The following is a 25,562-nucleotide window of genomic DNA, read 5'->3' as shown; positions in this document are numbered from 1 at the left end:
GGCGCTTCCGGCCGAAGCGCCGGAAGCATCAACGGCTACTTCTTGCCGCTGGCGGCCGCGACTTCAGCGGCGAAATCGCTTTCCTGCCGCTCGATTCCCTCACCGAGAGCATAGCGCACAAATCCGGCGATCTTCACCGGCGCGCCGACCTTGCCCTCAACTTCTTTCAGCACCTGGGCGACCGACTTGCCGCCATGCTCGGCATGGATCGAGGCCTGCTCCAAGAGGCAAACCTCCTTGTAGAAGGTCTTCAGGCCGGAATCGACGATCTTCTCGATCACGTTCTCCGGCTTGCCCTGCTGGCGGTACTTGTCGGCCAGCACGTCCTTCTCGCGCTTGACCACCTCGGGATCGAGGCCAGCGGGATCAAGCGCCTGCGGATTGGTCGCCGCGACATGCATCGCGAACAGGCGGCCGAGCGCTGCCAGCTCATCGGCCTTGCCCGCCGATTCGAGCGCGACGATCACGCCCATCTTCCCTGCACCTTCGGTGACGGCGCCGTGGACATAGTTCGAGACCACGCCTTGACCGACCTCGAGCAGGGCGGCGCGGCGCAGCGTCATGTTCTCACCGATGGTGGCGATCGCATCGGAAATCGCCGTCTCGACCGTGACGCTGCCGACTTTGGCCGTCTTGATCTTCTCGACATCGGCGCCGACGTCGAGCGCGACCTGGGCAATCATCTTGACCAGACCCTGGAACTGCTCGTTGCGCGCGACGAAATCAGTCTCCGAATTGACTTCGACCAGAACACCCTTGGTGCCCTTGGTGACCGCGCCGATCAGGCCGTCCGCGGCAACGCGGCCAGCCTTCTTGGCGGCCTTCGACAGGCCCTTCTTCCGCAGCCAATCCTGCGCAGCGGTCATGTCGCCGCCGGTCTCGGTGAGCGCGGCTTTGCAATCCATCATTCCTGCGCCGGTCGACTCGCGCAGGTCCTTGACCATCGCGGCGGTGATTGTAGCCATTGTTGAATTCCCTTTTGCCTGTCCGGACCGAATGCGGCGCGGCGCTTCCCCGCCACGCCGCATTCCGCGATCAGGAACTTATCGCTTGTATGTGAGGGCCGAAAAACAACTGCGGCCCTCGCCTTTGGTTACTCCGCTTCCGCGGTAAGCTTCTTGGCCTGCGCGACCCAGGCATCGGCGCGGCTCGGCAACCCGACCTCTTCGCCGATCTGGTGCGCGGTCGCGTGATCGAGTTCGGCCAACTGCCAGTAATGGAACACGCCGAGATCGTTGAGCTTCTTCTCGATCGCACCCGACACGCCCGACAGCTTCTTGAGGTCGTCGGCGGTGCCGCGCGGCCCGGGCAGGCCCTGGAACGCGGACGTCTGCGGCGCGGTCGGAATTTCCTCGGCCACCGGCTCCGGCGCAGCGCCGATGTCGATGCCGGCGTCCCCTTGCGCACGCGAAATACCGTCGATCGCGGCGCGCGCGACGAGATCGCAATAGAGCGAAATAGCGCGGCCCGCGTCGTCATTGCCCGGCACCACGTAAGTGATGCCCTTCGGGTCCGAATTGGTATCGACGATGGCGGCGACGGGAATATTGAGCCGCTGCGCTTCCTGGATCGCGATGTCTTCCTTGTTGGTGTCGATCACGAAGATCATGTCGGGCAAGCCGCCCATGTCCTTGATGCCACCCAGCGACCGGTCGAGCTTGTCGCGCTCGCGCTGCAGCGTCAGCCGCTCCTTCTTGGTGTAGGAGTTCGCCTCGCCCGAAGAGAGCACCTCATCCAGATGCCGCAGCCGCTTGATCGAGGCGGAGATCGTCTTCCAGTTGGTCAGCGTGCCGCCGAGCCAGCGTGAATTGACGAAATACTGCGCCGAGCGCTTTGCGGCATCGGCGACATTGTCCTGCGCCTGCCGCTTGGTGCCGACGAACAGGATGCGGCCGCCCTTGGCAACGGTGTCGCTGACCGCCTGCAAGGCGTGGTGCAGCATGGGCACGGTCTGCGCGAGGTCGATGATGTGAATGTTGTTGCGGGTGCCGAAAATGAACGGGGCCATTTTCGGATTCCAGCGGTGGGATTGGTGACCGAAATGCACGCCAGCCTCAAGGAGCTGGCGCATCGAGAAGTCGGGTAGCGCCATAGGTTTGATTCTCCGGTTGGTTCCTCCGGAAACGTGTGAGCAAACGGGCACTTAAGGCCCGGTTGCCACCGGACGGCCTTCGACAGCCATGTTTCCGTGTGAGATGGCGCGCTATATAGCGCGATTTCGGCCAGAAGCAAGGAAATAAGCCCGGATTGGCGGGATGGCGGGCCGAGATCCCCTCCCGTTGCGATGCCCATTTGGCGCAGGTTCCCGAGACAGCGATCCCATCAATCCTTCGCCGTTGCCTGCAAAAGCCTCGGCTCTGACGGGATCAGAGCCGAGGCCCACGCTTTGGCCCACGCTTCTCGGCACCGTACTCGTCACGCCCTCAACACTTGGGCTGGTTGGGCGGGCATTTCTTTGGCGCCGCGGCGGGTGGCCTCGGTGGTGCGACCGGCCTGGGTGGGGGCGCGGCATGGGCTATCGGGGGCGGCGACGGGGCACGGGCGACCGGCGGTGGCGGCGCGTGAACCGCAGGGGGCGGCGCATGAACCGCGGCCGGCGGCGGTGGCGCCACATGGTGCACCGGCGGTGGTGGTGGCGGGGTCACACGCGCGCTCACGGGCGGCGATGGCCTTGAGGGCGCGGGCGGCGCGGCATGCTGCGGAGCGGGCCTGGGCGGCGTTGGCGGGGTCGACAGCCTCGCCGTCGGCCTCGGAGCGGCCGGAGGCGGCGGCGGTGCCCCGCGCCTCTGCAGCGATTCCACGGCCGGCTTCGACCGCGCCACATTGGCCGACGGCGGACTGGCGGGACCTGGCTTCCCCGGCGCAGCGCCGGGCTGGGTCGGCGACGGGGCAAGCCTGGCGTTGGGATGCACCCCTGCGGGCGGGGCTCCCGTTGCCGGCGGCGCCGCAGGCGCCAGCTTTGCGCTCGGGCTCACGGCGGCGGCGGGCCCGCTTGCCGCGGGCGCTGGCGGCGCCCCCTTGCCGGGCACAGGCAGCTCATTGGCTTTCGGCAGCGTGGACTGCGGCGGCGATGCGCTCGGATGCATGTTGGCCGGGGCCGCGGCGGGCGTGCTCAGCTTGGATGCCGGAGCGAACGTCGCGCTCGGCGGCACCGGCGCCTTGCCCTGCTGAATCAGCGTCGCCTGATGCCTGACCGAAGGCGGCACCGGCGGGCTTGCCCCGACCGGCGCAGCGCTGGCCGCGGCCGCCGCGGCTTGCGGCGCACCGGGCGCCGCGGCAGCCGACGCGGGCGGCGGCTGGTTGATCACGTTGTTGATGACGGTCGTGTTGTGGATGTTGTTGAAGATGATGTTGTTCGGCGGCGGCGCGACATAGACCGGCGGCCGCACGAAGACCGGTATCGGCACGAACCTGGGTTGCGGCAGGATGAACAGCCCGACCGGCGCGATCGGCGGCGGGAGCACCACGAAATCGGGCGGCGGTGGCGGCAGGAAGAACACCGGCGGTGGTGGCGGCGGCACGAAGCCGAAATCAGGATCGCCGAAATACAGCACGGGCCGATCGACATAGACGATTTCGTCCGGCGGTGGCGGCGGCACGTCATAGTCGATCATCGCAAACGACGACGGCGGCTCCAGCGGGGCGGTCAAGATGGCGAGCCGGCGCCGCGCGTCATAGGCGTGCGGTCCATGCGGATAACGCCGCAAGTAGGACCAATAGGCCTCCGGCGTGTCGGTCCGGTAGGTACGGCGCCAGGTAATCGCCTCGCGCCGGGCCGCGATGATTGCCCTCACCCGCTTGGCCAGGGGATCGTTGGGAAAGGCCAGGACAAAGTCCTCATAGCCCTGCAGCGTGTCGCGTTCGAGCGCAGCCGTGTACGCGTCCTGCACCGACAGGTCGCGGATCGGCCGATCGCGAATCGCAGCGACCTGGTCGGCCGGTCCCTGCACCGGCGGCGCGTCGGGCGCGCGGTCGAAGAACGAAAACTGCGCCTGGATCTTCTGGGCGTCCCACGGCACCTGGGCGCCCTTGCTCGCCTCGTTGACACGCAGCCGCACGCGATCGAACACGTCGGGCAGCGACAATCCGCCGGTACGGATCATCTCGGCCAGCGATTGCGCATAGCTTCCGTAGGGCCCCTGCTCGCTGGGCGCGACCGTGCCGGGCGCGGCGTTGAAGGCGATCAGCATGTTGTTGTCGGGCTCGACCAGTGCAAGACCGCTGGCGATTTGCTGGCCGCCTTCGATGAAGGGCTGCTGCCGCGCGGCATCCAGCACAACCACGCCGGCCTTCAATGGGAGCGCGGCGAGCTGGCGCGTATAGTCGCTGATCCGCAGCCCCTCGGTCGGGATGTCGGTGTCGCGGTTGATCGTGGAATCGACCGGAATGAAATAGTTCTCGCCGGCGAGCTGCACGCCATAGCCCGCGAGATAGACCATTGCGACGGTATCCTGGCCCGAACTCTCCGCCTTCTGGATGAAATCGCGCAAGCTCTTGCGCAGCGTATCGCCGTCGAGATCGCGGGCGCCGATGACATCAAAGCCGGCTGCCTGCAAGGTCTGCGCGATCAGACCGGCATCGTTGGCGGCGGTAGCGAGCGGTGCCTTGGCGTAAGCGCTGTTCCCGACGACGAGCGCGATACGCTTTTCCTGCTGCTGGGCAGACGCGGGACTGCCCCACGCCGACAGCGCAGCAATCAACACCAAACAAAGGGACACGAGCGGGAAGGTTCTGGCCGGTTTCATGGCTTGTTCGCCCCATCGATCACGACGCCGCGCATTCAGCGCGACAGGAGCTGAATATCACTTGAATAAAAATTGCTGGCATTATGACCGAAAGGCCGGCCGAAAAGAAATGTTGCACTGCGCGAGAGCGGGCCCGGGGTTGGGGAATCAGATCCCCATGCGGCCCGCGCTCGAGACCTTCCCGGGCTGGCTTTGCGGCCCCGTCTGGCGGCTCGGGAGCGATTCGGGTTTTCACGCCTGACCCAACAAGTCGACGTGGCCAGTGTGCAGGCGATAGATGCCGCCGACCACCTTCAGCTTGTTCTGCTCAACGGCGGCGCTGAGAATGGGGGTCGCCGATTTCAGCTTGGCGACATTGTCGATCACGTTCTGCCGGATGGCATTGTCGAGCGCATCACCGCTCTGCTGCGCTGTGGTCCTCACCGCCGGCGCAATGGCGCTCACCAGCGACGGTATGTGCCCTGGCGGCGGCTTATCCTCCTTGAGCGACTTGATGGTCGAGGCGACCGCGCCGCAATTGTCATGGCCAAGCACCAGAATGAGCGGCGTGCTCAGCACGGCAACCGCATATTCCATGCTGGCGATCGTTTCGTCGGAGGCAAAATTCCCTGCCACGCGGCAGACGAACAGGTCACCGCGTCCGGTATCGAAAGCATATTCGGGAGCGATGCGTGAATCGGCGCAGCTTAAGACCGCCGCATAGGGATTCTGACCTCCGACGAGCGCCTTCCGCTCATGTTTGAAATCGTGGCGCCGTGAGACGCCGGCAACGTAGCGGGCATTTCCTTCCATCAAACGCTTCAGCGACGCATCCGGCGACAGCACATTTTCCGGTTTGGGGGGCGCTTTCGCCTCCTTTGCACCGGCGCTATCTGCGACCAGCAAGCCGAGCGCCGAGGCTGCAAGCCGGAGGACGGAGCGCCGCGACGGCACGAGAAGCTGACTTGGATATTGGATGCATTTTTCGCACATGATTTCCCCCTTATCGATTGCAGCGTTCGCGCGTCGACGACGCCCGCTGCGATGGAGGAAGGCGATGCTACGGCAGAACCCCGGCCGGGCAAATCCGGCCAGACGAACCCGGGGCTAAATAGTTAAGCCTAGTTATGGCGAATGAACTCGCTGCGTAGAGGTCGGCGGCCAACTGGCCGGCTGTTCGCTTCGCGAACGCGACTGCGCTTCGCTCTATAGCTGCTGCACGTCCACAACGCCCGCGACCGCCTTGATGGCGCCGGCGATCTGCGGCGAGACCTTGAAGCGGCCGGGCAGCTTCATCTCAACCTCTGTCTCGAGGTCGAGCATCATGACCAGGCTGACTTCGCCGTCGCCATTTCCGCGCGGCGCGCTTGCCGGCGCCGGAATCTTGGCCGCGACACTGTTGGCCGCGGCGGCTTCCGGCGCCGCAAGCCGCCGCGCGATCGATTCCAGGGGTTTGGTGTCGCGCAGGAAAATGCGAAGGCCCTTCTGGGTCTTGGCGGCGGCGTCATCCAATGGCTCGGCGTGCAGCACGCGCGCGCGCACGTCCTCGCCCTGCAATTCGGCCCCTAGCTGCAAGAGCACGGCGGCGCCGGGCTCCAGGAGATCGCGATATTGCGCAAGGCCTTCGGAGAACAGCACTGCCTCGAAATGCCCGGTCGGATCCGACAGCCCGATGATGCCCATCTTGTTGCCGGTCTTGGTGCGGCGCTCCATGCGCGACACCACGGTGGCCGCCACCTTGCCGGCGGTGGCGCCGGACTTCACGGCACGAGAAAACTCCGCCCAGGACTGCACGCGCAGCCGCTTCAACACGATGGCGTAATCGTCGAGCGGATGGCCGGAAAGGAAGAAGCCGATGGCATCGTATTCGCGCCTGAGCCGCTCGGCCGGCAGCCATGGTTCGACCTGCGGCAAGATAATGGTGGGCGCGTCGGCGGCATTGCCGAACATGTCGTTCTGGCCACTGCTCGCCGCCTCATGGCTGCGCTGACAGGCCGCAAGGATCGCTTCGGCGCCTGCAAACACGCGCGCACGGTTCGAATCCAGCACATCGAAAGCGCCGGCGGCGGCGAGGCTTTCGATGATGCGCTTGTTGATGGCGCGCGGGCTGACCCGGCCCGCGAAATCGGCGAGCGACGCGAACGGGCCGCTCTTCCTGCGCTCCTCCACGATTTGCTCGACCGCCTGCGGGCCCACGCCCTTCAAGGCCGCGAGCGCATAGTGGATCTTGCCGTCGGCGACCTCGAAGGTGGCTCCGGAATGGTTGATCGAGGGCGGCTCGACCTTGATACCGAGCCGCTGTGCCTCGGCGCGGAATTCGGAGAGCTTATCGGTGTTGTTGAGATCGAGCGTCATCGACGCAGCGATGAATTCCACCGGATAGTGCGCCTTCATATACGCGGTGTAGTACGACACCAGCGCGTAAGCCGCCGCGTGGCTCTTGTTGAAGCCGTAGTCGGCGAATTTGGCCAGCAGCTCGAAGATCGTTTCCGCCTGCCCTTTCGGCACGCCGTTCTTCACCGAGCCGGCAACGAAACGCTCGCGCTGCTTGTCCATCTCGGCGCGAATCTTCTTGCCCATGGCGCGGCGCAAGAGGTCGGCTTCTCCGAGCGAATAGCCGGCCATCCTCTGCGCGATCTGCATCACCTGCTCCTGATAGATGATGACGCCGAACGTCTCCTTCAGGATCGGCTCCAGCAGCGGGTGCAGATATTCCGGCTCTTCCTCGCCATGCTTGCGCGCGCAATAGGTCGGGATGTTCGCCATCGGGCCCGGGCGATAGAGCGCGACCAGCGCGATGATGTCCTCGAAGCGGTCGGGGCGCATGTCGATCAGCGCGCGCCGCATGCCCTGGCTTTCCACCTGGAACACACCGACCACATCGCCCCTGGCCAGCATCTGGTAACTTTCGGCATCGTCGATCGGCAATGTCGCCAGGCTGACGTCGATATTCCGCTGCTTCAACAGCTTGACCGCGACGTCGAGCACCGTGAGCGTCTTCAGGCCGAGGAAGTCGAATTTGACGAGCCCCGCGGGCTCGACCCACTTCATGTTGAACTGGGTCACCGGCATGTCGGACTTCGGATCGCGGTAGAGCGGCACGAGCTCGCTCAAGGGGCGATCGCCGATCACGATGCCGGCGGCGTGGGTGGAGGCGTGCCGCGTCAAACCTTCGAGGCGCATTGCAATATCGAAAGCGCGCGCCACCACCGGATCTTCATCGCGGAAGGCCTGCAGCTTGGGTTCGCCCTCGATCGCGGCGGCCAGCGTGACCGGCGCGGCCGGATTCTGCGGCACCAGCTTGGTGAGCTTGTCGACCTGGCCGTACGGCATCTGCAGCACGCGGCCGACGTCGCGCAACACGCCGCGCGCCTGCAAGGTGCCGAAGGTGATGATCTGGGCGACCTGATCGCGGCCGTAGCGCTGCTGCACATAGGAGATCACCTCGCCGCGCCGGTCCTGGCAGAAGTCGATGTCGAAGTCGGGCATCGACACGCGCTCAGGATTGAGGAAGCGCTCGAACAGCAGGTTGAACCGCATCGGGTCGAGATCGGTGATGGTCAAAACCCACGCGACCAGCGAGCCGGCGCCGGAGCCACGGCCCGGCCCGACCGGAATGTCGTGCGCCTTCGCCCATTTGATGAAGTCGGACACGATCAGGAAGTAGCCCGCGTATTTCATGCGGGTGATGACGTCGAGCTCGAAGGCAAGCCGCTTCCGATAGTCCTCTTCCGTCATTCCCGGCGCGAGGCCGTGAATCTTTAGCCGCCGCTCCAGACCCTCTTCCGCCTGTTTGCGCAGTTCGGCGGCCTCCGCGCTTGCGGCGTCCTCGGCACCGGAGCCCGCGCCAACCGTGAAAAGCGGCAGGATCGGCTTGCGCGTGAGTGGCCGGAACGAGCAGCGTTCGGCGATCTCTACCGTCGAGGCCAACGCTTCGGGAATGTCCGCAAACAGCACCGCCATTTCCGCGCGAGTCTTGAAGCGGTGGTCGGGCGTGAGCTGCTCGCGATCGGTCTCCGCAATCAGCCGTCCGCCCGCGATGCAGAGCAGCGCGTCATGCGCTTCATAATCGTCCGTGCTGGCGAAATAGGGCTCGTTGGTTGCTACCAGCGGCAGGCCTTTTTCATAGGCGATGTCGATCAGGCCGCCCTCGACCTTGCGCTCGCGATCCATGCCGTGCCGCTGCAGCTCGATATAGAGGCGATCGCCGAACACGCCGGCGAGACGCTCGCAACGTGAGGCCGCGAGCGCGGCGTGATCGTGTTGCAGGGCGAGCGAGATCGGCCCGTCCGGACCGCCCGTCAGCGCGATCAGGCCCTCGGCTTCGCCTTGCAGCCAATCGAACTTGATATGAGGCGCCTGATGGACGGGCGTTTCCAGAAAGGCGCGCGAATTGAGCCGCATCAGGCTGCGGTAGCCGCGCTCGCGCGCGGCGAGCAGCACGATGCGCGACGGCGTTGCCAGATTCGCATTGCGCGAATTGGGATCCATATCGCCGAAATCCACCGCCAGCTCGCAGCCGACGATCGGCTGGATGCCGTAGCCGGCCATCTTGTCGGAGAATTCCAACGCCCCGAACATATTGTCGGTGTCGGTCAGCGCCAGCGCCGGCTGGCGGTCGGCTTTGGCGAGCTCGCCGAGCTTGGCGATCTTGATGGAGCCCTTCAGCAGCGAATAGGCGGAATGGACGTGGAGATGGACGAATCCGGCGCTGGACATGGTTGGGTTGGGATCAAAGCTTGCGTGGGTCAGAGCGATGAGCGGCTTTGTTCGAGGCACCCTCGCCCACCGACTCGCTTCCAACATGGTGATGGCCCCTGCGGAAAGAGTCCACGCACCAACGCAGGTTTGGCACCGCCGTCCGGCTTTTCCCCAGCGCCAGCTTCCTGTCAGAATCAGAATTGGGAAACATCAGAACTGGGTAATGAGCTGCGCCCACACCGCGATCATGCCGACGAACAGCGTGATCGATGCCAGCGCCGCCGCCTCTTCCACGAAGATCTTCAACATTGCACTGCCTCCACGGACGAAGAACATAGAGAGAACATTGTTCCTTTTTTGTTCTTGCGTCAAGGTGAGCCCGACCGTGGCGTCTTGAAACCCCTCGGGTTGGTTAATTGGAGCCGCCAACAATCGCGGCAGACCGCGGCTAGTCTGGAAGCGGCGGCTCGTCCGGCCCTGATGAGGCGAGCAGGAGGTGAAACAGCGCGCGATCGCCGCGGTACTTGGCTCCGTCCCGGCTATTTTCCCAGCCGGACATAATGATCTTGCCAGCGCTGTTGCAAACGCGCCACTCCCATCGCGATCTGCCGCGCTTTTCGACGACCACCTCGAACATGAACGGAAAAATACGACCGAGTCGCCGGGTGGCTTTGCGCGACATCAATTCAACGCCCCCCGGAAACTAGGGTCTCTCCGCTATCAGGCCGGATCCAGGATCTCGGCCTCCGAGCCGACGTTCGCACTTTGGCCCACAAGCAAAAACCCCGGCCGTGAGGCCGGGGCTTTCGATCCGCCGCTTAACGCGTCAAAGATCAGTTGTTTAGGCGATCAGTACTTGGAGATGATCGGGCCGCCGAACTTGTAGTTGATGCGCGCGGTCACGAGATCGACATCCTGACGGATGCGATCGGAAGCCACGGCACCAGCCGGCGTGGTGAAGGTCACCGTACCGTCCTGCATGAACAGGTGATCGTATTCGACGCCAACCGACCAGCCCGGCGCGAAGCCGACTTCGACGCCGCCACCAACGGCACCACCCCAACGGGTCTCGTCGGTCCTCGCCAGCTCCACGCCGGTCAGAGCCGAGTTGACGCTGAAGCGGCTGCTGGTCACCGCAGCACCGCCCTTAGCGTAGAGCAGCACGTTGTTGAAGGCGTAGCCGATCTGACCGGTGATCAGACCGAACGCGTCGATCTTGGTCCGGTTGCTGTCAGCCGGGAAAGCGAGGCTCACGTTGGAGCCGCTAAAGTCGGCCCAGTTGCCCTGCCCTTCAACACCGAACACAAACTGGCCCATCTGCCAGCGATAGCCGATCTGACCACCGACGGTGCCGCCGGTCGCATCATGGGAACCTTCGGGCAGCACGCCGAGGAAGTCCCAGGAATTGTGGCTCGAGCCCCAACCGCCGTTGATGCCGATATAGAAGCCGGTCCAGTCATAGATCGCGGCCACCGGCGCTGGCGGCGCCTTGGTGTAAGGACGCGCAGCCAAGTCTGCGCCAAATGCGGGCGCCGCCGCGCTGAGGGCGACGATGCTCGCAGTCACAAGCAGCAATTTCTTCGTCATTTCGTTTTCGATTCCTTTTGATGGCCCCCGGGCCGCACGCGTCATAACAGTGCCAGCGGGAATTGCTGTAACTGGAGCGCAACACTCGCGTCGAAAGCGCCGCCTGGCTTAATGCAAATTAACACTGCTGGTGTAAGCACTTCTGGAACTTTTGATTTGCAGTGCTTTCAGGCTCGATTACAAGCAGGTGAACGCTTACGCATTGTGGCGAAAACGTGCCGAGCGTGTGGAGAATTTGTGGGAGATGCACATGCGCCTCATGCGCAATATTGCTTTCGTTGTCTTCGCGCTTGGCGCTGCAACAACGCTCGGGAATCAGCCGGCGAATGCTGTCGGCGTGCGCCATCCGTTCTGCATTCAGGGCGATGAGTATCCGGGCCTCAGCAAATGCACTTTCGACAGCTACGCGCAGTGCATGGCTTCCGCATCGGGGCGATTTCTGACCTGCATCGCGAATCCCTTCTTCGCCGGCCCGAGCGACGACCCCTATGCCTATGCCAACCGCAAACGCCCGTTCCCGTCGCGCTATATTCCCTATCCGCCGAATCCGTATTGGGAGCACTGAAAACCAGCGCGAGCGGATGAGAGTGCGCGCGCGAACGTGAGTTGACTGGCGCGCGACAGAGCGATCCGGTGCCTTAAGACCGCGGCATCATGCGGCGATGCGGCTGGCGATCTTTCGCATGGGAGGTTTTGAGATGCGCATTCCGGCTTTGGCAGTTTTGGCGCTCGGAACCGTCCTTGCATCCGCGAGCGTTCACGCGCAGACCTACGATCCGTCCTATCCGGTCTGTCTGCACGTCTATGGCCCGCTCAACTACTACGAGTGCCGCTACACCTCGCTCGCGCAATGCAATGCATCCGCATCGGGCCGCTCTGCGCAGTGTCTCGTCAATCCGTTTTTCGCAACCGCGGGAATCGGCGAACCGCCGGTTCACTATCGGCGGCATCATCACCGCGCCTACTGAGCCGGGCCGCTTCGACTGGGGTGTGCGGCGCAATTCCAGCGCCGACCGGTCTCAATCCAGCTCGACGATCTGGCCCTCGACGATCGACACGCGACGATCCATCCGGCCGGCCAGCTCCATGTTGTGGGTCGCGATCAGCATCGCCACGTGCGTGGCCTTCACGAGCTGCATCAGCGCCTGGAAGACGTGATCGGAGGTGTGGGGATCGAGATTACCGGTCGGCTCGTCCGCGAGCAGCACGCGCGGCGCGTTGGCGACCGCGCGCGCGATTGCAACGCGCTGCTGCTCGCCGCCCGAGAGCTCCGCCGGCCGATGCTTCAGGCGCTCCCCAAGACCGAGATAGGTGAGGATTTCGGTCGCGCGCTTGACCGTCTCGGACTTTTTCAGGCCGCGGATCATCTGCGGCAGCATGACATTCTCAAGCGCGGAGAATTCCGGCAGCAGCCGGTGCGACTGATAGACGAAACCGATTTCGGTGCGGCGAATCTGGGTGCGTTCGACGTCGGATAATTGCGACGTCGGAGCTCCCCCGACATAGACCTCCCCCTCATCGGGAGTCTCCAACAGGCCCGCGATGTGCAGCAGGGTGGACTTGCCCGAGCCCGAGGGCGCGACCAGCGCCACCGACTGCCCTGCCCAGAGCGCGAGCTTGGCGCCGCTGAGAATCGTCAGCGGTTCATCGCCCTGCATGTACTGGCGCTTGATCTCGTGGAGATAGATGACCGGCACATCTTCCGTCCCCTGCTCCATCAGGTCCCTCATTCGTAACGCAGCGCATCGACCGGATCGAGCCGGGCGGCGCGCCAGGACGGATAGAGCGTGGCAAGGAAAGAGAGCGTCAGCGCCATGATCACGACGGCGGTGGTCTCGCCGAAATCGACTTCGGCCGGCAGCTTTGAAAGGAAATAAAGCTCGGGCGAAAACAATTCGGTGTTAGTGACCCACGACAGGAATTGGCGGATCGATTCGATGTTGAGGCAGATGATGAGCCCGACACAGAACCCGACCAGCGTTCCGACCACGCCGATGGCGGCCCCCGTGATCAGGAATATCCGCATGATCGCTCCCTGCGACGCCCCCATGGTGCGCAGGATGGCGATGTCGCTGCCCTTGTCCTTCACCAGCATGATCAGCCCCGACACGATGTTGAGCGCCGCGACCAGCACGATCATGGTCAGGATCAGGAACATCACGTTGCGCTCCACCTGAAGCGCGTTGAAGAAGGTCGAATTGCGTTGTCGCCAGTCGACCAGGAAGATCGGGCGTCCGGCCGCCTCGGTCACACTCTTTCGGAAAGCGTCGATGCGATCAGGATTGTTGGTGAAGACCTCGATCGCGGTGACGTCGTTGTTGCGGTTGAAATAGGCCTGCGCCTCCGTGAGCGGCATGAACACCATGCCGGCGTCATATTCCGACATGCCGATCTCGAACACCGCCGCGACTCGATAGGGCTTGATGCGCGGCGTGGTGCCCATCGGGGTCACCGCGCCCTTCGGGGATACCAGCGTGACGCTGTCGCCGGCATGCACCGACAATTGGTCGGCGAGCCTGCGGCCGATCGCGATTCCCTGCCCCTCGTCAAAGCCCTCGAGCGAACCTTGCTTGATGTTCTTGGCGATCGAGGTGAGATTGTTCAGGTCGTCCGCCCGCATGCCGCGAATGAGCACGCCGGCCGCGTTGAAGGGCGAGGATGCCAGCCCCTGGCCGTCCACCACTGGTGCCGCGAGCCGTATTCCCTCAACCTGGCTGATGCGTTCGGCAACATCCTTCCAGTCAGTGAGTGGAGACTCCAATGGCTGCACCAGAAGATGGCCGTTGAGGCCGAGGATCTTGTCCAGCAGTTCCTTACGAAAGCCGTTCATCACCGCCATCACGATGATCAGCGTGGCGACGCCCAGCATGATGCCGAGAAAGGAGAAGCCGGCGATGACCGAGATGAATCCTTCCCTGCGGCGCGCACGCAAATAGCGCGCCGACAGCATCCATTCGAACGGCGCGAAAGGTGCGGTTCGGGTCGATTCGTTCATGGTCTCATCCATCCCTCGATAATCCCATGATTCGGGGCAAATGTGGCCGGATTGGCCGCTGCGGGAGGCGTGCTCGGTGGATAATGTCAGCCGGCGATCCGCGCCACCACGTCGGCGGCAGACATGCTCTCGCGCGCACCGTCCGCACGTCGCTTGATCTCGATCTTGCCTTCGGCAAGCCCCTTCGGTCCGACCATGATCTGCCACGGAATTCCGATCAGGTCGGCGGCGGCGAATTTCGCGCCCGCGCGCTGATCCGTGTCGTCATACAGGACATCGACGCCCTTCGCCATCAACTCGCGATAGAGTTTTTCGCAGGCCGTGTCGGTGTCGTCGCTGCCCTGCTTCAAGTTCAAAATGGTCGCCGTGAACGGGGCCACCGGCTCCGGCCACTTGATCCCGGCATCGTCGTGGCAGGCCTCGATGATGGCGCCGAGCAAGCGCGAGACGCCGACGCCATAGGAGCCGCCATGAATCGGCACCTCGCCCCCATCGGGACCGGCGACATAGGCCTTCATCGGTTCGGAATATTTGGTGCCGAAATAGAAGATCTGGCCGACCTCGATGCCGCGCGTGTTCACCCTGCGCTCGACTGGGACTTCGCGCTCGAAGCGCGCGGCCTCGTGCACGTCTTCGGTGGCCGCATAGAGCGAGGTCCACTGCTTGATGATCGGCGTCAGGTCGCCGTCATAATTGACGTCCTCACCCGGTACCGGCAACTCCAGCACATTGCGGTCGCAATAGACGGCGGACTCGCCGGTCTCGGCCAGCACGATGAATTCATGGCTGAGATCGCCGCCGATCGGCCCCGTTTCCGCGCGCATCGGGATGGCCTTCAACCCCATCCGCGCGAAGGTGCGCAAATACGCGACGAACATCTTGTTGTAGGAACGCCGCGCGCCGGCCTCATCGAGATCGAAGGAGTACGCGTCCTTCATCAGAAACTCGCGACCGCGCATCACGCCAAAGCGCGGACGCTGCTCGTCGCGGAATTTCCACTGGATGTGATAGAGGTTGAGCGGCAAATTCCGGTAAGACTTCACGTAAGCGCGGAAGATCTCGGTGATCATTTCCTCGTTGGTCGGCCCATACAGGAGCTCGCGCTTGTGGCGGTCGCTGATACGAAGCATCTCCGGGCCGTAGGCCTCATAGCGGCCGCTCTCGCGCCAGAGATCGGCGAGCTGCAGCGTCGGCATCAGCAATTCCAGCGCACCGGCGCGGTCCTGTTCCTCGCGCACGATCTGCTCGATCTTCTTCAGGACACGAAAGCCAAGCGGCAGCCAGGCATAGATGCCCGCCGCTTCCTGCCGCAGCATGCCTGCGCGCAGCATCAGCCGATGCGAAACGATCTCCGCCTCTTTCGGATTCTCTTTCAGGATGGGCAGGAAAAACCGCGTCAATCGCATGGGCCGCGCCTTGGGAATCGATATCAGGAGTTTGCGGGCTGCAGTGAAACCGGATCAGCCGCCAAAACACAAGGGAGGACTTCAAAGAAACCCGCTAAGCCATCGGATTTCCAGCCATTTCCCTCGCATAGATTAGAACCATGATTAAGACACAAACACGTCAGGCGTGACGCATCGCCTGAAAAAATCGGCCTATCCCATTGTGGAAACGGCCCGAAATCCTCCTTTAGCGTAGTTTTCTAAAGCACCAATTCGGCCGCGGATCGGCTCGGCCGCCAGGCGCCGCCAGAGGCGACGGCGGGCGGCCAAGGCGACGCACCGGCCAGGCCAGGTTCACATCTTCATGCCGGAGTGATCGGGCATCTTCTTCATCTCCATCTTGCCGCCCATGCCCGAGCCTCCGGCCGAGGCACCAACCGGCCCTTGTGCGCCAACGCCCTCGACCTCCAGCGAGACCGTCACCTTGCCGGCCTTCTCGAACTCGAGCGTGACCGGGACCTTGTCGCCCTGCTTCAGCGGCGCCTTCAGATCCATCATCATCAGATGATAGCCGCCGGGCGCGAGCTTGACCGTCTTGCCGGGATCGATGGCGAGCCCCTTCTCGACCGGGCGCATCTTCATGACGCCGTTCTCCATGGACATTTCATGGACCTGTACGCTACTGGCGACATCGGATGATCCGCCGACCAACCGGTCAGGCGCGCTGCCCTTGTTCTCGATCGTCAGATAGCCGCCGCCGATCTTCGCGCCGTTCGGCGTGGCACGGCTCCAGGCCTGACTGATGACGAGGTCGCCGGCCTTGACGTCGTCGGCACGCACGGGCGCAGCAACGACGGACGCGACCAAGGCGGCGCAGGCGATCGACGCCAACCTCAGTTTTCGGATTGACATTTGCTCTACTCCTTCTTGTTGAAGCGATTTCAGTGGACGAGGTGAATGGCGGGATGCAGCGTGCCGAGCACTCCGACCATGACAAAGATCGCAAACGCGAGCACGAGCTCGATGAGAGTGTTGCGTCTTAGTGCCGAAAGCGCGCGCCGATCCCCGCCGCTCTTGGCGGTCAGCGCGAGCCGAGGTGTAAGCCAGAGCCGGTTCACCGCGGCGAAGCCGACCATGATTGCGAACACCGCGATCTTGAGCATCAGGAGCTGCCCGTAATCGGTGAGAACCAGCGCGCGGAACGAACCGACGAGAATCCATGCGCTCACGAGTCCCGATCCGATCAGGACGGCCACGCCGGCGACGCCGATGGTAGAAAACCGCCTGACAGCATCCGATTGCAGCAATCCGCATTCGAAGCCTGAACGCCGCGCAACGGCGAATAGAACCGGAAGTCCGATCAGCCCGCCAATCCAGGCGGACACGGCGCCGAGATGGAGAACGTCGGCGGCAAGATGCAGATCACCCAATTCTCCAAGCGTCGATCCGGCATGCCCCGTCCAAGCGAGCGCGCCGACCAGTCCCAACGCCGCGAAGAGCGCGAGCCGGCGCGAGAGCACGAAGCGGTCGAGCAGCAGACACGCCGCCAGCAGGACGGCCAGCGCGGCGCGGATTTCCGCAACCAAGCCAAATTGCGTCTCATCGAGGACGGTCCACACAGCGCCGGATCTCATCGCCTCATTGAGGCCAAGACCCGCGATCGACATGGTCTGCAGCGCAAGCCAGATCAGGCCGCTCGCGGCGGAAATCGCAAGTGCGGCCCAGGCAAGGACCGTCAGGCGCGACCGGACGATCGCGCTGCCTTTCGGCGCGGCCCGCAGGGCCGGTTCGGCCACCAAGCTACGAAAGATGAGGAGGCCGGCGGTCGCGGCCGACGCCGCGAAATGAATCGCGCGCGTCAGCACCAACGGACCATCGATCTCCGCGAGCAACCAGCTCATGGGCTTGCCGCCGACCTACTGCCCGACCTGGAAGGTGAAACTGCCGTCGGTGGTGTGGGTATCCACCGAGAGCACATGCCAGTTCACGCGATAGGTGCCGTTGCCGCCCCCGCGCAGCGTGACCGACATCTGGTTGCCGCTGACGCGGGTCTTGCCGCCATCGACGCGTTCGCCGGCCGCGTTGGTCACCGTGATGTGGCTGAAGGCTGGCTCCAGCTTCTGCGTGAACCACAAGGTCACCTCGCGCGGTGGATTTGCGACCTTGTTGCCGACGCGCGGCTCGGCGTGATCGAGGAGCGCATGGGCCTGCGCGACGCCGGTCGTAAGCATGAGCGCAAGCGGGATTCCAATCAGAGATGAGTGTCGCATGATCATTACCTTGTAAAGGGGCTGGCGGGTTGCGCGGCGCCGCCGAACAGCGGCTTGCCGATGCCGTGTGGATCGATGTCATCGAGGTAATAGTGGAGCTGCGCGATCACGCCGACATTGCTGCCGCTTCGGCGGTTGATCGGGATCAGCGCCTCGACGCCGATCTGGAAATAGTTGCCAACCCAGATCACGCCGGGGTTGATGGTGCCGGTGGTCAACGTTCCCGAGGTCAGGGTGTTCGATACCGGCGTCTGCAGGTTGGCCTCGACCAGCGGGATCAGATGATTGATGAAATCCGGCAGGCCCAGATCCATCACCGCGGATTTCAGATAGGGCATGCTGTATTGGATCGTGCCGCCCCAGTTTAGCACGCGCGGATGGAATTCGGTCTCGGCCGTCAGCGCGCCGCTGTCGGGATCGAGCGCGAAGGTGGTCGTTGAACTCCGCTCGGGTATCGCATAGCCGACCTGACCGGTGATCGCGACCGGCCTGAGCCAGGACAAGGTATCCGGCAGGTCGCCCAAGCCTTTGCCGAAATAGATCGTCGGCGTGTAGGTGTTGAAGGGATCGGCGCCGACGCTCGAAGCCCCGGTGCCGCCCCACTCCACGCTCAAGCCCGCCGACAACACGAACTCATGTTCGGGACTTCTGAACACCCGGTATTTGAACGTCGTCTCCAGGTTCTGGAAACCGCTGGCCCCCGCGATCGTCGGATCGACCGAGCGGAGAAAGGTGTAGGTCGAGCCAAGCGAGATCGCAAAATCCTCGGTGATGCGCTTGGCGAATTCAGCCGAGATGTCGCGCTGCCGCGCCGGCGGATCGTCGCCCGTCTTGAAGCTGTCGACGGTCGGAAGCGCCAGCTCGTCATTGACGCCGGGATCATCGATGCTGAGCGTTGCCGGGAAGAAGCGATTGCCGACAATTTCGTGGGCTACGCCTGGATGTAACGGAATAAGGGCGGCACCGAGTCCGGCGAGACTCGTACGCATGGGACGGAAGGACATTGGGAATCTCCGCAACTGCCTGAGAACGATGCTTCGGCGGCCGAATGACCGCGACATCACATCGGCAGTGGCGGGGCGCGGGCCTGCGTATTGGAGCCGACACGGGACAGTGGCGGCCGCGGTGCCGTTGCGCTCCAGACCACGCGCGTGGTCTGGCGGTAAGGAATCGTGAAGGCCGCTTGCTGCGGCGCGTCGCCGGAAGCGCTGGCCTGCGCCGCGCAACAAAGGATGCAGGCCTCGTCATGCGCGCGAGGGGCGCCCTGATCGCTCCCACCTGAGGTCCCGCCCGGAGCGCCGTGACAGATCTCAGCTATCTGCAGCGGATCGGACGTCACGGCTGCGGTGGCCCAGCAGGCGAGGATCGGCGCCAAGATCTGCACCACCAGTGCGATCAGGAGAACCGGCAGGAACTTTCTTTGCAACCGCTGCATCCGCAAATCCGGTTAGGCGCGCAAGTAGCTAATCACTACGGAAGTCCCGAGTCGAGATCGCCCGCTGACCGCCTCCTCCTTCGGGTGACACAAACCTCATGAGATGTCCTTCAGAAGGTGTATTTGGCGGCGAGCACATAGGTCCGTCCGGGAAAGGGATGGAACAGGAAATACTGCTCGTCGAACAGGTTATCGATGCCGAAATCGAACGAGAAATTCCTGGTCGCAGCGTAGTGGATCTTCATATCCACGACGAAGTAATTGTCGAAGGCACCGTAGACGTGGGGGATGATGTCGGTGTTGTCGAGCGTCGAATACTGTTTCCCGCTGTAGCGCGCAGCCACCGTATAGGCCCAGCTATCGTTGGGCCGATAGGTAACCCCGAACCGGGCTCGCCAGTCCGGGACATAGGGCACCCGCTTGCCGACGACCGTGTCGGGAAGACCCGTCAGCGGATTGGTGCCCGCCCAGGTCGGATCCGACAGGATACGGGAATCGACATAGGTCACGCTGCCGAACACCTGCAGGCCCGCGACCAGCACGTTGTTCTTGTCCGCCGACAGTTCGACGCCTTGCATGCGGATGGCTCCGACATTGCTGACGGAGGTTTGCAAGGATTGCGCGCCGGTGCTGGCATTCGTGACGGTGTTGGTCTGCGAGATCAGCGCGTTGTTGGTGCGCTCCCCGAACAGCGTCAGGCGCACGCGGCCGTCGTCCCAGTGGCGTTCGATATTCAGTTCGCCGCTGAAATCCTGCTCCGGCAGCAAAAGCGGATTGGGCAGAAAGACGTTTCCGCCCGAGCTGACGTTCTGGTAGAGCTCCGCCACGGTCGGATAGCGATAGGCTTCACCGAAGTTCGCGGTGATATTCCATTCCTTGTCGGGATCGTAGGACAGCGAGGCCTTTGGCGAAAAATTCGTCGAATTGAGCTGCGGCTGGTTGGTCGCAAATGTTCTGGTGATCGCCCCGGCCGCCGTCGTGATCGTATTGACGTTGAGACCGTCATGCGCCTCCCAGCTTTCCAGCCGCCCGCCCAGCGTCAGCTTCAGATTGGGCACGATCTTCCAGGCATCCTGAATCCAGAGCGCGCCGGTACGCGTCTCGCCCTCGCCGTCCGAATAGAGCGCCCCGGTGCCCGTTGACGATGTAGTGGTCCAGACCGTCGACGCATAGACCGGATTCTCGAGCCTGTAGCGGTCGCCGTGAATGCCGAAGCTGATCTCATGCGGCCCATCATAGCCGTGAGGGCGCCAGACGGCTTTGGCATCCGCGTTCTGCCAGTTGGTGCCGTCATTGCGCGTGATCTTGCCGTTCAGCGAATAGCCGACGCCCGTCGCGGCCACCGTGAACGGATTGAGTATCGTATCCTGAAGGTAGTTGTAGGTCGAAGCCGACAGATCGAAGTCGAATACCCCTTTGGTGTCACTCTTCAGCGACACCGCATTGCTCAGATGCGTTTCTTCCCAGGTGTACTTGTTGCTCGCAAAGGCGGACAGCCCCGCGAAGGTCGGCAACCCCGTCGCTGTCGATGTCAAATAGCTCTGAGGATTTGAGGTCTGAACGTTGTTCCAGACCCCAAGGGAATACGTTCCCTGGACCGTCGACGTAAAATCATAGGCAAGCCGGACGTTACCCGAGGCCTGCTGCGAGTGCGCAAGCGTCCCTGCCCCCACGACATTGGCGGCCAGCCCCTGCTTGTTGAGCGCCGGAAAGGCGCCGGTCGTCCCGGCCGGAATCGCGCCGTTGGTCACATAAGTGAGCGGCTGCTGGTAAGTATCGAGATAATTGGCGGTGACCAGCCAGGACAAAGCGCCGTTGCGATTGCCTGCGGCCGCGCTGGTCTGGCTGGTGACATAGGCGTCCTTGGTGCCGTATTGCTTCCACGGCATGACCGACACCGTTTCCTTGGCGGTTGCGAACGGCTTGTCCGGCATTTTCGACGTGATCAGGAGCACGCCGCCAATGGAGTTTCCCGGATAGGCCGCCGCGAACGGTCCGTTCAGGAAATCGATCCGCTGGATCGCCTCCGGCGAGATCAGGTTCCAGTGGGGCGAGCCGTTTTGGTTGTTGTTATTGATGAGAGCCGAGATCAGCAGATCGTCGTAGTAGATGAGCGTCCGTGCACTGGAATTGACACCCCAGGTGCGGGTGGCCAGCACCGCCTGATTGTCGCCGTCGTTGCGCTTGCGGACGAACAGGCTCGGCATGTATTTGACGGCGTCCTCGGGATCTTTGAGGTTGATGGTCTCCTCAATCTGCCTGGCCGTGATGCTGTAGGACTGCTGCGGCAGTTGGTAGCGTTCCTTGACGGGCGGCGTCGCGTAGGACGCGTTGACGCCGCCGCCGTCGATAGTCGACGAGACCACCGGAGCCTGCTGCGGCAAGCTCGCAGGCTTCTGCGCGCGCGGTCCGACGGGCGCTGGCGGCTTGCTCCTGCGCTCCGCCGCGCGAGGCGCATGGACGACGAGGGTCGGCAGCACGTTTTGGCTGGATTGAGCGTTTGCGGCGGACGCCAGGGATAGCGCCAACTCCATCGCGACCACGCTCATGCCGCCGAGGGCATGAACACGAGACATCTTGAATTAAAATCCTTCCTGACCGACACGCCGGCGAAAATCGTCGGCCGCGAACACGGCTCATCCGGCGCGGCACGAGGCCACGCGGGGTCGTTCAACTGCGATCAGGAAAGTGTCGGGGGCGCTCGCGCCTGCGCGTTCGAGCCCGTGCGGAGCGCTGAAAACCCCGCCGCCTCACGCCAGACGATGACTGTCGCCTGACGATAGGGAGTCCACACCGCAAACATCCGCGGCGCATCGGCGGACCCGCTCGCCTGCAGCGCGCAGCAGATGGCGCAGGCACCATCATGGGCAGGATGTCCGCCCTGATCGCCCTGCCCGGATTCATCGCCGGGAATGCCGTGACAGATTTCCGCCAAGGGCAGCGGGTCGGACGCAGCGAGAGCGGCAGCCCAACAAGCGGCAATCGGTGCGAGGATTTGCACCGCCAGTGCGACCAGAACGACCGGAAGGAATTTTTGCAGACGCCGCCGCATCAGGGAAATCCGATTGACGCACTACCTAATCACCACGGAAGTTCCAAGTCGAGATCAGGTTGATCCCGGAGGTCGGGCCACCAATTGCGAACACAGAATTATTCGGACCGCGGCCGGTTATGGCAGCAATGCGCTGAAGTGACATGCCTTTTACAGGCGCAGCCAATGCACTACTATATTACCTGCCACTAAACGGGTGCACAGGGATGCGATCCCGGGTGAGCAATTTCCAATCGTTTCGAAAACTGCTCGAACTTTGAACATTCGTTGCCGAAAATGATGACAAGGCAATAAAGATAGTCTAGGAATCCATCTACAGGCTACGCCGCAAGCCAAGCCTGGTGGTCCAAGTCTCGGGAGGAGCCCTGACGCGCAGAAGCAGCGTCGTCCCGCCAGCAAGATCAAATCTAAATTTTGCGGGTACAAAGGGTCGACACAATTTTTCGAGCAGGGCCCGCTGCCCTGCTCTTTTTTTGGTGCAGCGCTGCTGCGTGCCTTCTGTAGAGAATGAGTCGCTCCATGCGACATCACTGCGAGCACCGCAGCGATCTGTCGCTTGCGCCGACACGCTAAGAAGCCAAGCATCGCGCAAGATGACCGCTTAAGCGCGCGGGTGCTGCATCACGGGTCGACGACAAGCCATCAGCGGGCGTGCCTTTACGATTGCAGGGACGCCGCAGCTTCAGAACGAGCCGGCGCAGCACCACGCCTATCACCGCTCCTGCATTGCTCTATCAAATGCGGTGCACAACGCCTCGTCGAGGAAGCATCCGAACTGCCCATAGCGGGAACAGATCGATTGTGAGACACTGTCCCTCCAATCGCGGCGCGAGCAAGATGCAGCGGTCATAAAAAGGCACGATGGGAGCGAGCAATGTCCGGGACGGATCAATCTAAAGCGAGCAGGCGAGATCTTATTCAGGCGGCAGGCGCCGGGGCGGCTGCGGCAATGCTGGGCGCGATGGGCGTCAACCCGGCCATGGCCGCCGAAGTCACCCGCTCGGAGAAGCCACTCAAGGCCGCGTTCTCCAATGCCGGCCTGCAAGCCACCTGGTGTGCGCAGGGCAAGCAGGCGGCGGAATGGTGGGGCAAGCTGTTCAATGTAGAGGTCACCTGGTTCGACGGCCAGCTCGACGCGGTCAAGCAGCGCGCTGCCATCGACAATATGGCCTCGCAGAAATGGGATTTTGTTGCGATCCAGGCCTTCGGCATCGGCACGCTGACCCAGCCCGTGCAGAAGATGATCGATGCCGGCATTCCCGTGATCGATATGGATACGCTGATCGCGCCGCTGGACCAGATCAACGTCCATGCCTTTCTCGCACCCGACAACGAGTTCATGGGCGCGTCGGTGACGCAGGCGCTGGTCAACGCCATCGGCGGCAAGGGCAAAATGATCATGACCCAGGGCGCGCTGGGCCATACCGGCGCGCAGGGCCGCGCCAAGGGCTTCAACTCGGTCATCAAGCAGTATCCGAACATCGAGGTGCTCGACACCCAGCCCGCGGATTGGGACGTCTCGAAGACGGCGCGTCTTTGGGAGACCTATCTGACAAAATACCCGCAGATCGACGCGGCCTTCTTCCACAATGACGACATGGCGCTCGCCGCCTACAACATCATGAAGGCGCATAGCCGCACCAACATCCTGATCGGCGGCGTCGACGCCATGCCGCCGGCAATCCAGGCGGTGAGCGACGGCCGGATGTATGCGACCGTGCGCAACCCCTCCTGCCGTATCCATGGTGGTGCCATCGTCGCGGGCGTCGCCGCTGTTGTCGCGGGCGAGAAAACCGGTCAGGGCGGTATCCCCAAGAACGTCGTGACCGACGGCCCGGTCGTCACCAAGGCCAACGCGCCCGGCATGCAGTGGATGGAGGATCACTTCCTGATCTGAGCTTGCCGATGTCGGAGGCCCGCTCACCCATCCTCGAACTCACGCAGATCACGAAAGCCTTCGGTGGCGTCGAGGCTCTGCGTGGGGTCGACTTCGCGCTTTATCCCGGCGAGGTCCACGGTCTCGTCGGCGAGAACGGCGCCGGCAAGAGCACGCTGATGAAGATCATCGCCGGCGTGCACCCGGAATTTTCTGGCCGTTTCATGCTGGACGGCCGCGAGACCCGCTTTCGCTCGACCCGCGACTCGCGGGCGGCCGGCATTGCAATGGTGCATCAAGAACTCAGCGTCGCGCCCGATCTGTCGGTCGCCGAAAATGTGTTCTTCGGCGTGCAGCCGACCAACCGCCTTGGGCTCGTGCAGTGGCGGCGCATGGCACGCGAAGCCGGCGAGCAGCTTGCCCGCTTCGGGATCCATGTGGACCCGATGTGCCGGCTCGGCGATCTTCCGATCGGGCTGCAGCAACTGATCGAGATTGCCCGCGTGCTGTTCTCGGGCGCGCGCATCATCATCCTGGACGAGCCGACCTCGGCACTGTCTCCGCCTGAAGTCGAGCGCCTGTTCGCGACCTTGCGGCGGCTGCGCGACGCAGGCACCGCGATCGTGTTCATTTCGCATTTCATCGAGGACATCCTGAACATCTCCGACACGGTGACGGTGTTTCGCAACGGCCGGAAGGTGGCGGAGACCGCTGCGGCTGCCACCACCAAAGCCGAGCTGATCGAAGCCATGATCGGTAAGGGCCGCGAGGCTCTGGAGGAGACCTATACCCATGATGTCGCCTTGCCCCCACCAAGCCGGCAGCCGGTGGTACTGACCGCAAACGGGCTTTCGCTCAGCCGCAGCCTGCGGGAAGTCTCTTTCCAGGCGCGGGCCGGCGAGGTGCTGGGCATCTATGGCTTCATGGGATGCGGCCAGATCGAGCTTGCACGCATCCTGTTCGGCAAGCTAAGGCCCGACCGCGGGACGCTTGAGGTCGCGGGCAAGGCGAAGGCGTTTGCCTCTACGGCCGATGCGCGACGCGCCGGCATCGCCTTCGTACCCGAGAGCCGCCGCGCCATGCTCTTCCACCAGGAACCGGTCTACAAGAACGTCTCGATCAGCATTCTCGATCGCATCTCATCCGTATGGCTCAAGCCCGCGCGTGAGCGTGCGATCGCGATGCGCCAGGTGGAACAATTGCAGATCAGGCCCACGGCGGTCGAACTCGATCTCGGCATGCTCTCCGGCGGCAATCAGCAGAAAGTCGCGCTGGCCAAATGGCTCACCTTCCCGCCGCGCCTGCTCGTGCTCTGCGAGCCGACACGCGGCATGGACGTCGGCGCCAAGAACGACGTCATCCACATTGTCAGGAGCTTGCGCGAACAGGGGCTCGCCATCATCGTGCTCTCGACCGAGCCCGAGACCGTGCTCTCGCTCGCCGATCGCATCCTCGTGTTGAAGCGCGGCGCCGTGGTGCGCGAGTTTGCCAACGAGGCGATCAGCAAGGATCGCCTGTTGGAAGCGGCCTGAAGGAG

21 protein-coding genes are annotated in these 25,562 nt (G+C 63.4%); 4 read left to right on the top strand and 17 right to left on the bottom strand.

Going from position 1 to position 25,562, the window contains the following annotated elements:
- Nucleotides 1-35: 35 nt before the first annotated feature.
- The 7 genes from tsf to F758_RS0105445 all read right to left on the bottom strand — a co-directional run bounded on the left by tsf (nt 36) and on the right by F758_RS0105445 (nt 11,012).
- Nucleotides 36-965, bottom strand: a complete 930-nt coding sequence (gene tsf / locus F758_RS0105485) for a translation elongation factor Ts (RefSeq protein WP_024506917.1) — start codon at nt 963-965, stop codon at nt 36-38.
- A 128-nt stretch (nt 966-1,093) separates the two neighbouring features.
- Nucleotides 1,094-2,092: a 30S ribosomal protein S2 gene (locus F758_RS0105480; RefSeq protein WP_035720915.1), complete on the bottom strand. Its 999-nt coding sequence runs from the start codon at nt 2,090-2,092 to the stop codon at nt 1,094-1,096.
- A 331-nt stretch (nt 2,093-2,423) separates the two neighbouring features.
- Nucleotides 2,424-4,745: a caspase family protein gene (locus tag F758_RS0105475; protein ID WP_024506915.1), complete on the bottom strand. Its 2,322-nt coding sequence runs from the start codon at nt 4,743-4,745 to the stop codon at nt 2,424-2,426.
- 231 nt (nt 4,746-4,976) lie between these two features.
- On the bottom strand, nt 4,977-5,717 hold the full coding sequence (locus F758_RS0105465) for a carbonic anhydrase (RefSeq protein WP_024506914.1): 741 nt from the start codon (nt 5,715-5,717) through the stop codon (nt 4,977-4,979).
- 213 nt (nt 5,718-5,930) lie between these two features.
- Nucleotides 5,931-9,443 (bottom strand): DNA polymerase III subunit alpha, encoded by a 3,513-nt coding sequence (dnaE, locus tag F758_RS0105460; RefSeq protein ID WP_024506913.1) that lies wholly within the window; start codon nt 9,441-9,443, stop codon nt 5,931-5,933.
- A gap of 430 nt (nt 9,444-9,873) precedes the next feature.
- Nucleotides 9,874-10,107 (bottom strand): hypothetical protein, encoded by a 234-nt coding sequence (locus F758_RS0105450; RefSeq protein WP_035720911.1) that lies wholly within the window; start codon nt 10,105-10,107, stop codon nt 9,874-9,876.
- Nucleotides 10,108-10,274: 167 nt separating this feature from the next.
- Nucleotides 10,275-11,012: an outer membrane protein gene (locus F758_RS0105445; protein ID WP_024506911.1), complete on the bottom strand. Its 738-nt coding sequence runs from the start codon at nt 11,010-11,012 to the stop codon at nt 10,275-10,277.
- A gap of 259 nt (nt 11,013-11,271) precedes the next feature.
- Here F758_RS0105445 and F758_RS0105440 point away from each other — a divergent pair, with 259 nt between their 5' ends.
- Both F758_RS0105440 and F758_RS0105435 read left to right on the top strand, forming a co-directional pair.
- Entirely contained in the window at nt 11,272-11,577 is a 306-nt protein-coding gene (locus F758_RS0105440; protein WP_024506910.1) for a DUF3551 domain-containing protein, read from the top strand.
- 133 nt (nt 11,578-11,710) lie between these two features.
- Entirely contained in the window at nt 11,711-11,980 is a 270-nt protein-coding gene (locus tag F758_RS0105435; RefSeq protein ID WP_024506909.1) for a DUF3551 domain-containing protein, read from the top strand.
- Nucleotides 11,981-12,031: 51 nt separating this feature from the next.
- On the opposite strand, the gene F758_RS0105430 is transcribed toward F758_RS0105435, so the two are convergent.
- The 10 genes from F758_RS0105430 to F758_RS0105385 all read right to left on the bottom strand — a co-directional run bounded on the left by F758_RS0105430 (nt 12,032) and on the right by F758_RS0105385 (nt 22,149).
- Entirely contained in the window at nt 12,032-12,733 is a 702-nt protein-coding gene (locus F758_RS0105430; RefSeq protein WP_024506908.1) for an ABC transporter ATP-binding protein, read from the bottom strand.
- Between the two features lie 5 nt (nt 12,734-12,738).
- Nucleotides 12,739-14,019, bottom strand: coding sequence for a lipoprotein-releasing ABC transporter permease subunit (locus F758_RS0105425; protein ID WP_024506907.1), 1,281 nt, complete (start codon nt 14,017-14,019; stop codon nt 12,739-12,741).
- A gap of 74 nt (nt 14,020-14,093) precedes the next feature.
- Nucleotides 14,094-15,413, bottom strand: coding sequence for a proline--tRNA ligase (proS, locus tag F758_RS0105420; protein WP_024506906.1), 1,320 nt, complete (start codon nt 15,411-15,413; stop codon nt 14,094-14,096).
- Between the two features lie 333 nt (nt 15,414-15,746).
- Entirely contained in the window at nt 15,747-16,304 is a 558-nt protein-coding gene (locus F758_RS0105415; protein ID WP_024506905.1) for a copper chaperone PCu(A)C, read from the bottom strand.
- 29 nt (nt 16,305-16,333) lie between these two features.
- Nucleotides 16,334-17,293 (bottom strand): copper homeostasis membrane protein CopD, encoded by a 960-nt coding sequence (gene copD / locus F758_RS0105410; RefSeq protein ID WP_024506904.1) that lies wholly within the window; start codon nt 17,291-17,293, stop codon nt 16,334-16,336.
- Nucleotides 17,294-17,308: 15 nt separating this feature from the next.
- Complete coding sequence (locus tag F758_RS0105405) at nt 17,309-17,662, bottom strand: copper resistance CopC family protein (protein WP_024506903.1); 354 nt, start codon at nt 17,660-17,662, stop codon at nt 17,309-17,311.
- 5 nt (nt 17,663-17,667) lie between these two features.
- Nucleotides 17,668-18,666, bottom strand: coding sequence for a hypothetical protein (locus F758_RS0105400; protein ID WP_024506902.1), 999 nt, complete (start codon nt 18,664-18,666; stop codon nt 17,668-17,670).
- 56 nt (nt 18,667-18,722) lie between these two features.
- Nucleotides 18,723-19,097 carry a DUF2946 domain-containing protein gene (locus tag F758_RS0105395; RefSeq protein ID WP_024506901.1) on the bottom strand — a complete coding sequence of 125 codons (375 nt, stop codon included), beginning with the start codon at nt 19,095-19,097 and terminating at the stop codon, nt 18,723-18,725.
- A 110-nt stretch (nt 19,098-19,207) separates the two neighbouring features.
- Nucleotides 19,208-21,673 (bottom strand): TonB-dependent receptor, encoded by a 2,466-nt coding sequence (locus tag F758_RS0105390; protein WP_024506900.1) that lies wholly within the window; start codon nt 21,671-21,673, stop codon nt 19,208-19,210.
- A 104-nt stretch (nt 21,674-21,777) separates the two neighbouring features.
- Nucleotides 21,778-22,149: a DUF2946 domain-containing protein gene (locus tag F758_RS0105385; RefSeq protein ID WP_024506899.1), complete on the bottom strand. Its 372-nt coding sequence runs from the start codon at nt 22,147-22,149 to the stop codon at nt 21,778-21,780.
- Between the two features lie 874 nt (nt 22,150-23,023).
- Between F758_RS0105385 and F758_RS0105380 the strand changes: the two genes are divergently transcribed.
- Together F758_RS0105380 and F758_RS0105375 are read left to right on the top strand one after the other, a co-directional pair.
- Nucleotides 23,024-24,046 (top strand): sugar ABC transporter substrate-binding protein, encoded by a 1,023-nt coding sequence (locus F758_RS0105380; RefSeq protein WP_024506898.1) that lies wholly within the window; start codon nt 23,024-23,026, stop codon nt 24,044-24,046.
- A gap of 8 nt (nt 24,047-24,054) precedes the next feature.
- Nucleotides 24,055-25,557 (top strand): sugar ABC transporter ATP-binding protein, encoded by a 1,503-nt coding sequence (locus tag F758_RS0105375; protein ID WP_024506897.1) that lies wholly within the window; start codon nt 24,055-24,057, stop codon nt 25,555-25,557.
- Nucleotides 25,558-25,562: the final 5 nt, after the last annotated feature.

The organism is Bradyrhizobium sp. ARR65, from assembly GCF_000472385.1.
Classification (GTDB): Bacteria; Pseudomonadota; Alphaproteobacteria; order Rhizobiales; family Xanthobacteraceae; genus Bradyrhizobium.
Note: the sequence above shows the minus strand (reverse complement) of the source record. Positions and strands in the feature narration are given on the sequence as shown.

Excerpts from the sequence above, each read along its gene's own strand:
- F758_RS0105395 (WP_024506901.1), bottom strand. The coding sequence starts at position 19,097 with ATGCAGCGGTTGCAAAGAAAGTTCCTGCCGGTTCTCCTGATCGCACTG.
- tsf (WP_024506917.1), bottom strand. The coding sequence starts at position 965 with ATGGCTACAATCACCGCCGCGATGGTCAAGGACCTGCGCGAGTCGACC.
- F758_RS0105385 (WP_024506899.1), bottom strand. The coding sequence starts at position 22,149 with ATGCGGCGGCGTCTGCAAAAATTCCTTCCGGTCGTTCTGGTCGCACTG.
- F758_RS0105475 (WP_024506915.1), bottom strand. The coding sequence starts at position 4,745 with ATGAAACCGGCCAGAACCTTCCCGCTCGTGTCCCTTTGTTTGGTGTTG.
- F758_RS0105380 (WP_024506898.1), top strand. The coding sequence starts at position 23,024 with ATGTCCGGGACGGATCAATCTAAAGCGAGCAGGCGAGATCTTATTCAG.
- F758_RS0105415 (WP_024506905.1), bottom strand. The coding sequence starts at position 16,304 with ATGTCAATCCGAAAACTGAGGTTGGCGTCGATCGCCTGCGCCGCCTTG.
- F758_RS0105445 (WP_024506911.1), bottom strand. The coding sequence starts at position 11,012 with ATGACGAAGAAATTGCTGCTTGTGACTGCGAGCATCGTCGCCCTCAGC.
- dnaE (WP_024506913.1), bottom strand. The coding sequence starts at position 9,443 with ATGTCCAGCGCCGGATTCGTCCATCTCCACGTCCATTCCGCCTATTCG.
- F758_RS0105450 (WP_035720911.1), bottom strand. The coding sequence starts at position 10,107 with ATGTCGCGCAAAGCCACCCGGCGACTCGGTCGTATTTTTCCGTTCATG.
- F758_RS0105425 (WP_024506907.1), bottom strand. The coding sequence starts at position 14,019 with ATGGATGAGACCATGAACGAATCGACCCGAACCGCACCTTTCGCGCCG.
- F758_RS0105435 (WP_024506909.1), top strand. The coding sequence starts at position 11,711 with ATGCGCATTCCGGCTTTGGCAGTTTTGGCGCTCGGAACCGTCCTTGCA.
- F758_RS0105375 (WP_024506897.1), top strand. The coding sequence starts at position 24,055 with ATGTCGGAGGCCCGCTCACCCATCCTCGAACTCACGCAGATCACGAAA.
- copD (WP_024506904.1), bottom strand. The coding sequence starts at position 17,293 with ATGAGCTGGTTGCTCGCGGAGATCGATGGTCCGTTGGTGCTGACGCGC.
- F758_RS0105480 (WP_035720915.1), bottom strand. The coding sequence starts at position 2,092 with ATGGCGCTACCCGACTTCTCGATGCGCCAGCTCCTTGAGGCTGGCGTG.
- F758_RS0105400 (WP_024506902.1), bottom strand. The coding sequence starts at position 18,666 with ATGTCCTTCCGTCCCATGCGTACGAGTCTCGCCGGACTCGGTGCCGCC.
- F758_RS0105440 (WP_024506910.1), top strand. The coding sequence starts at position 11,272 with ATGCGCAATATTGCTTTCGTTGTCTTCGCGCTTGGCGCTGCAACAACG.
- F758_RS0105390 (WP_024506900.1), bottom strand. The coding sequence starts at position 21,673 with ATGTCTCGTGTTCATGCCCTCGGCGGCATGAGCGTGGTCGCGATGGAG.
- proS (WP_024506906.1), bottom strand. The coding sequence starts at position 15,413 with ATGCGATTGACGCGGTTTTTCCTGCCCATCCTGAAAGAGAATCCGAAA.
- F758_RS0105405 (WP_024506903.1), bottom strand. The coding sequence starts at position 17,662 with ATGCGACACTCATCTCTGATTGGAATCCCGCTTGCGCTCATGCTTACG.
- F758_RS0105465 (WP_024506914.1), bottom strand. The coding sequence starts at position 5,717 with ATGTGCGAAAAATGCATCCAATATCCAAGTCAGCTTCTCGTGCCGTCG.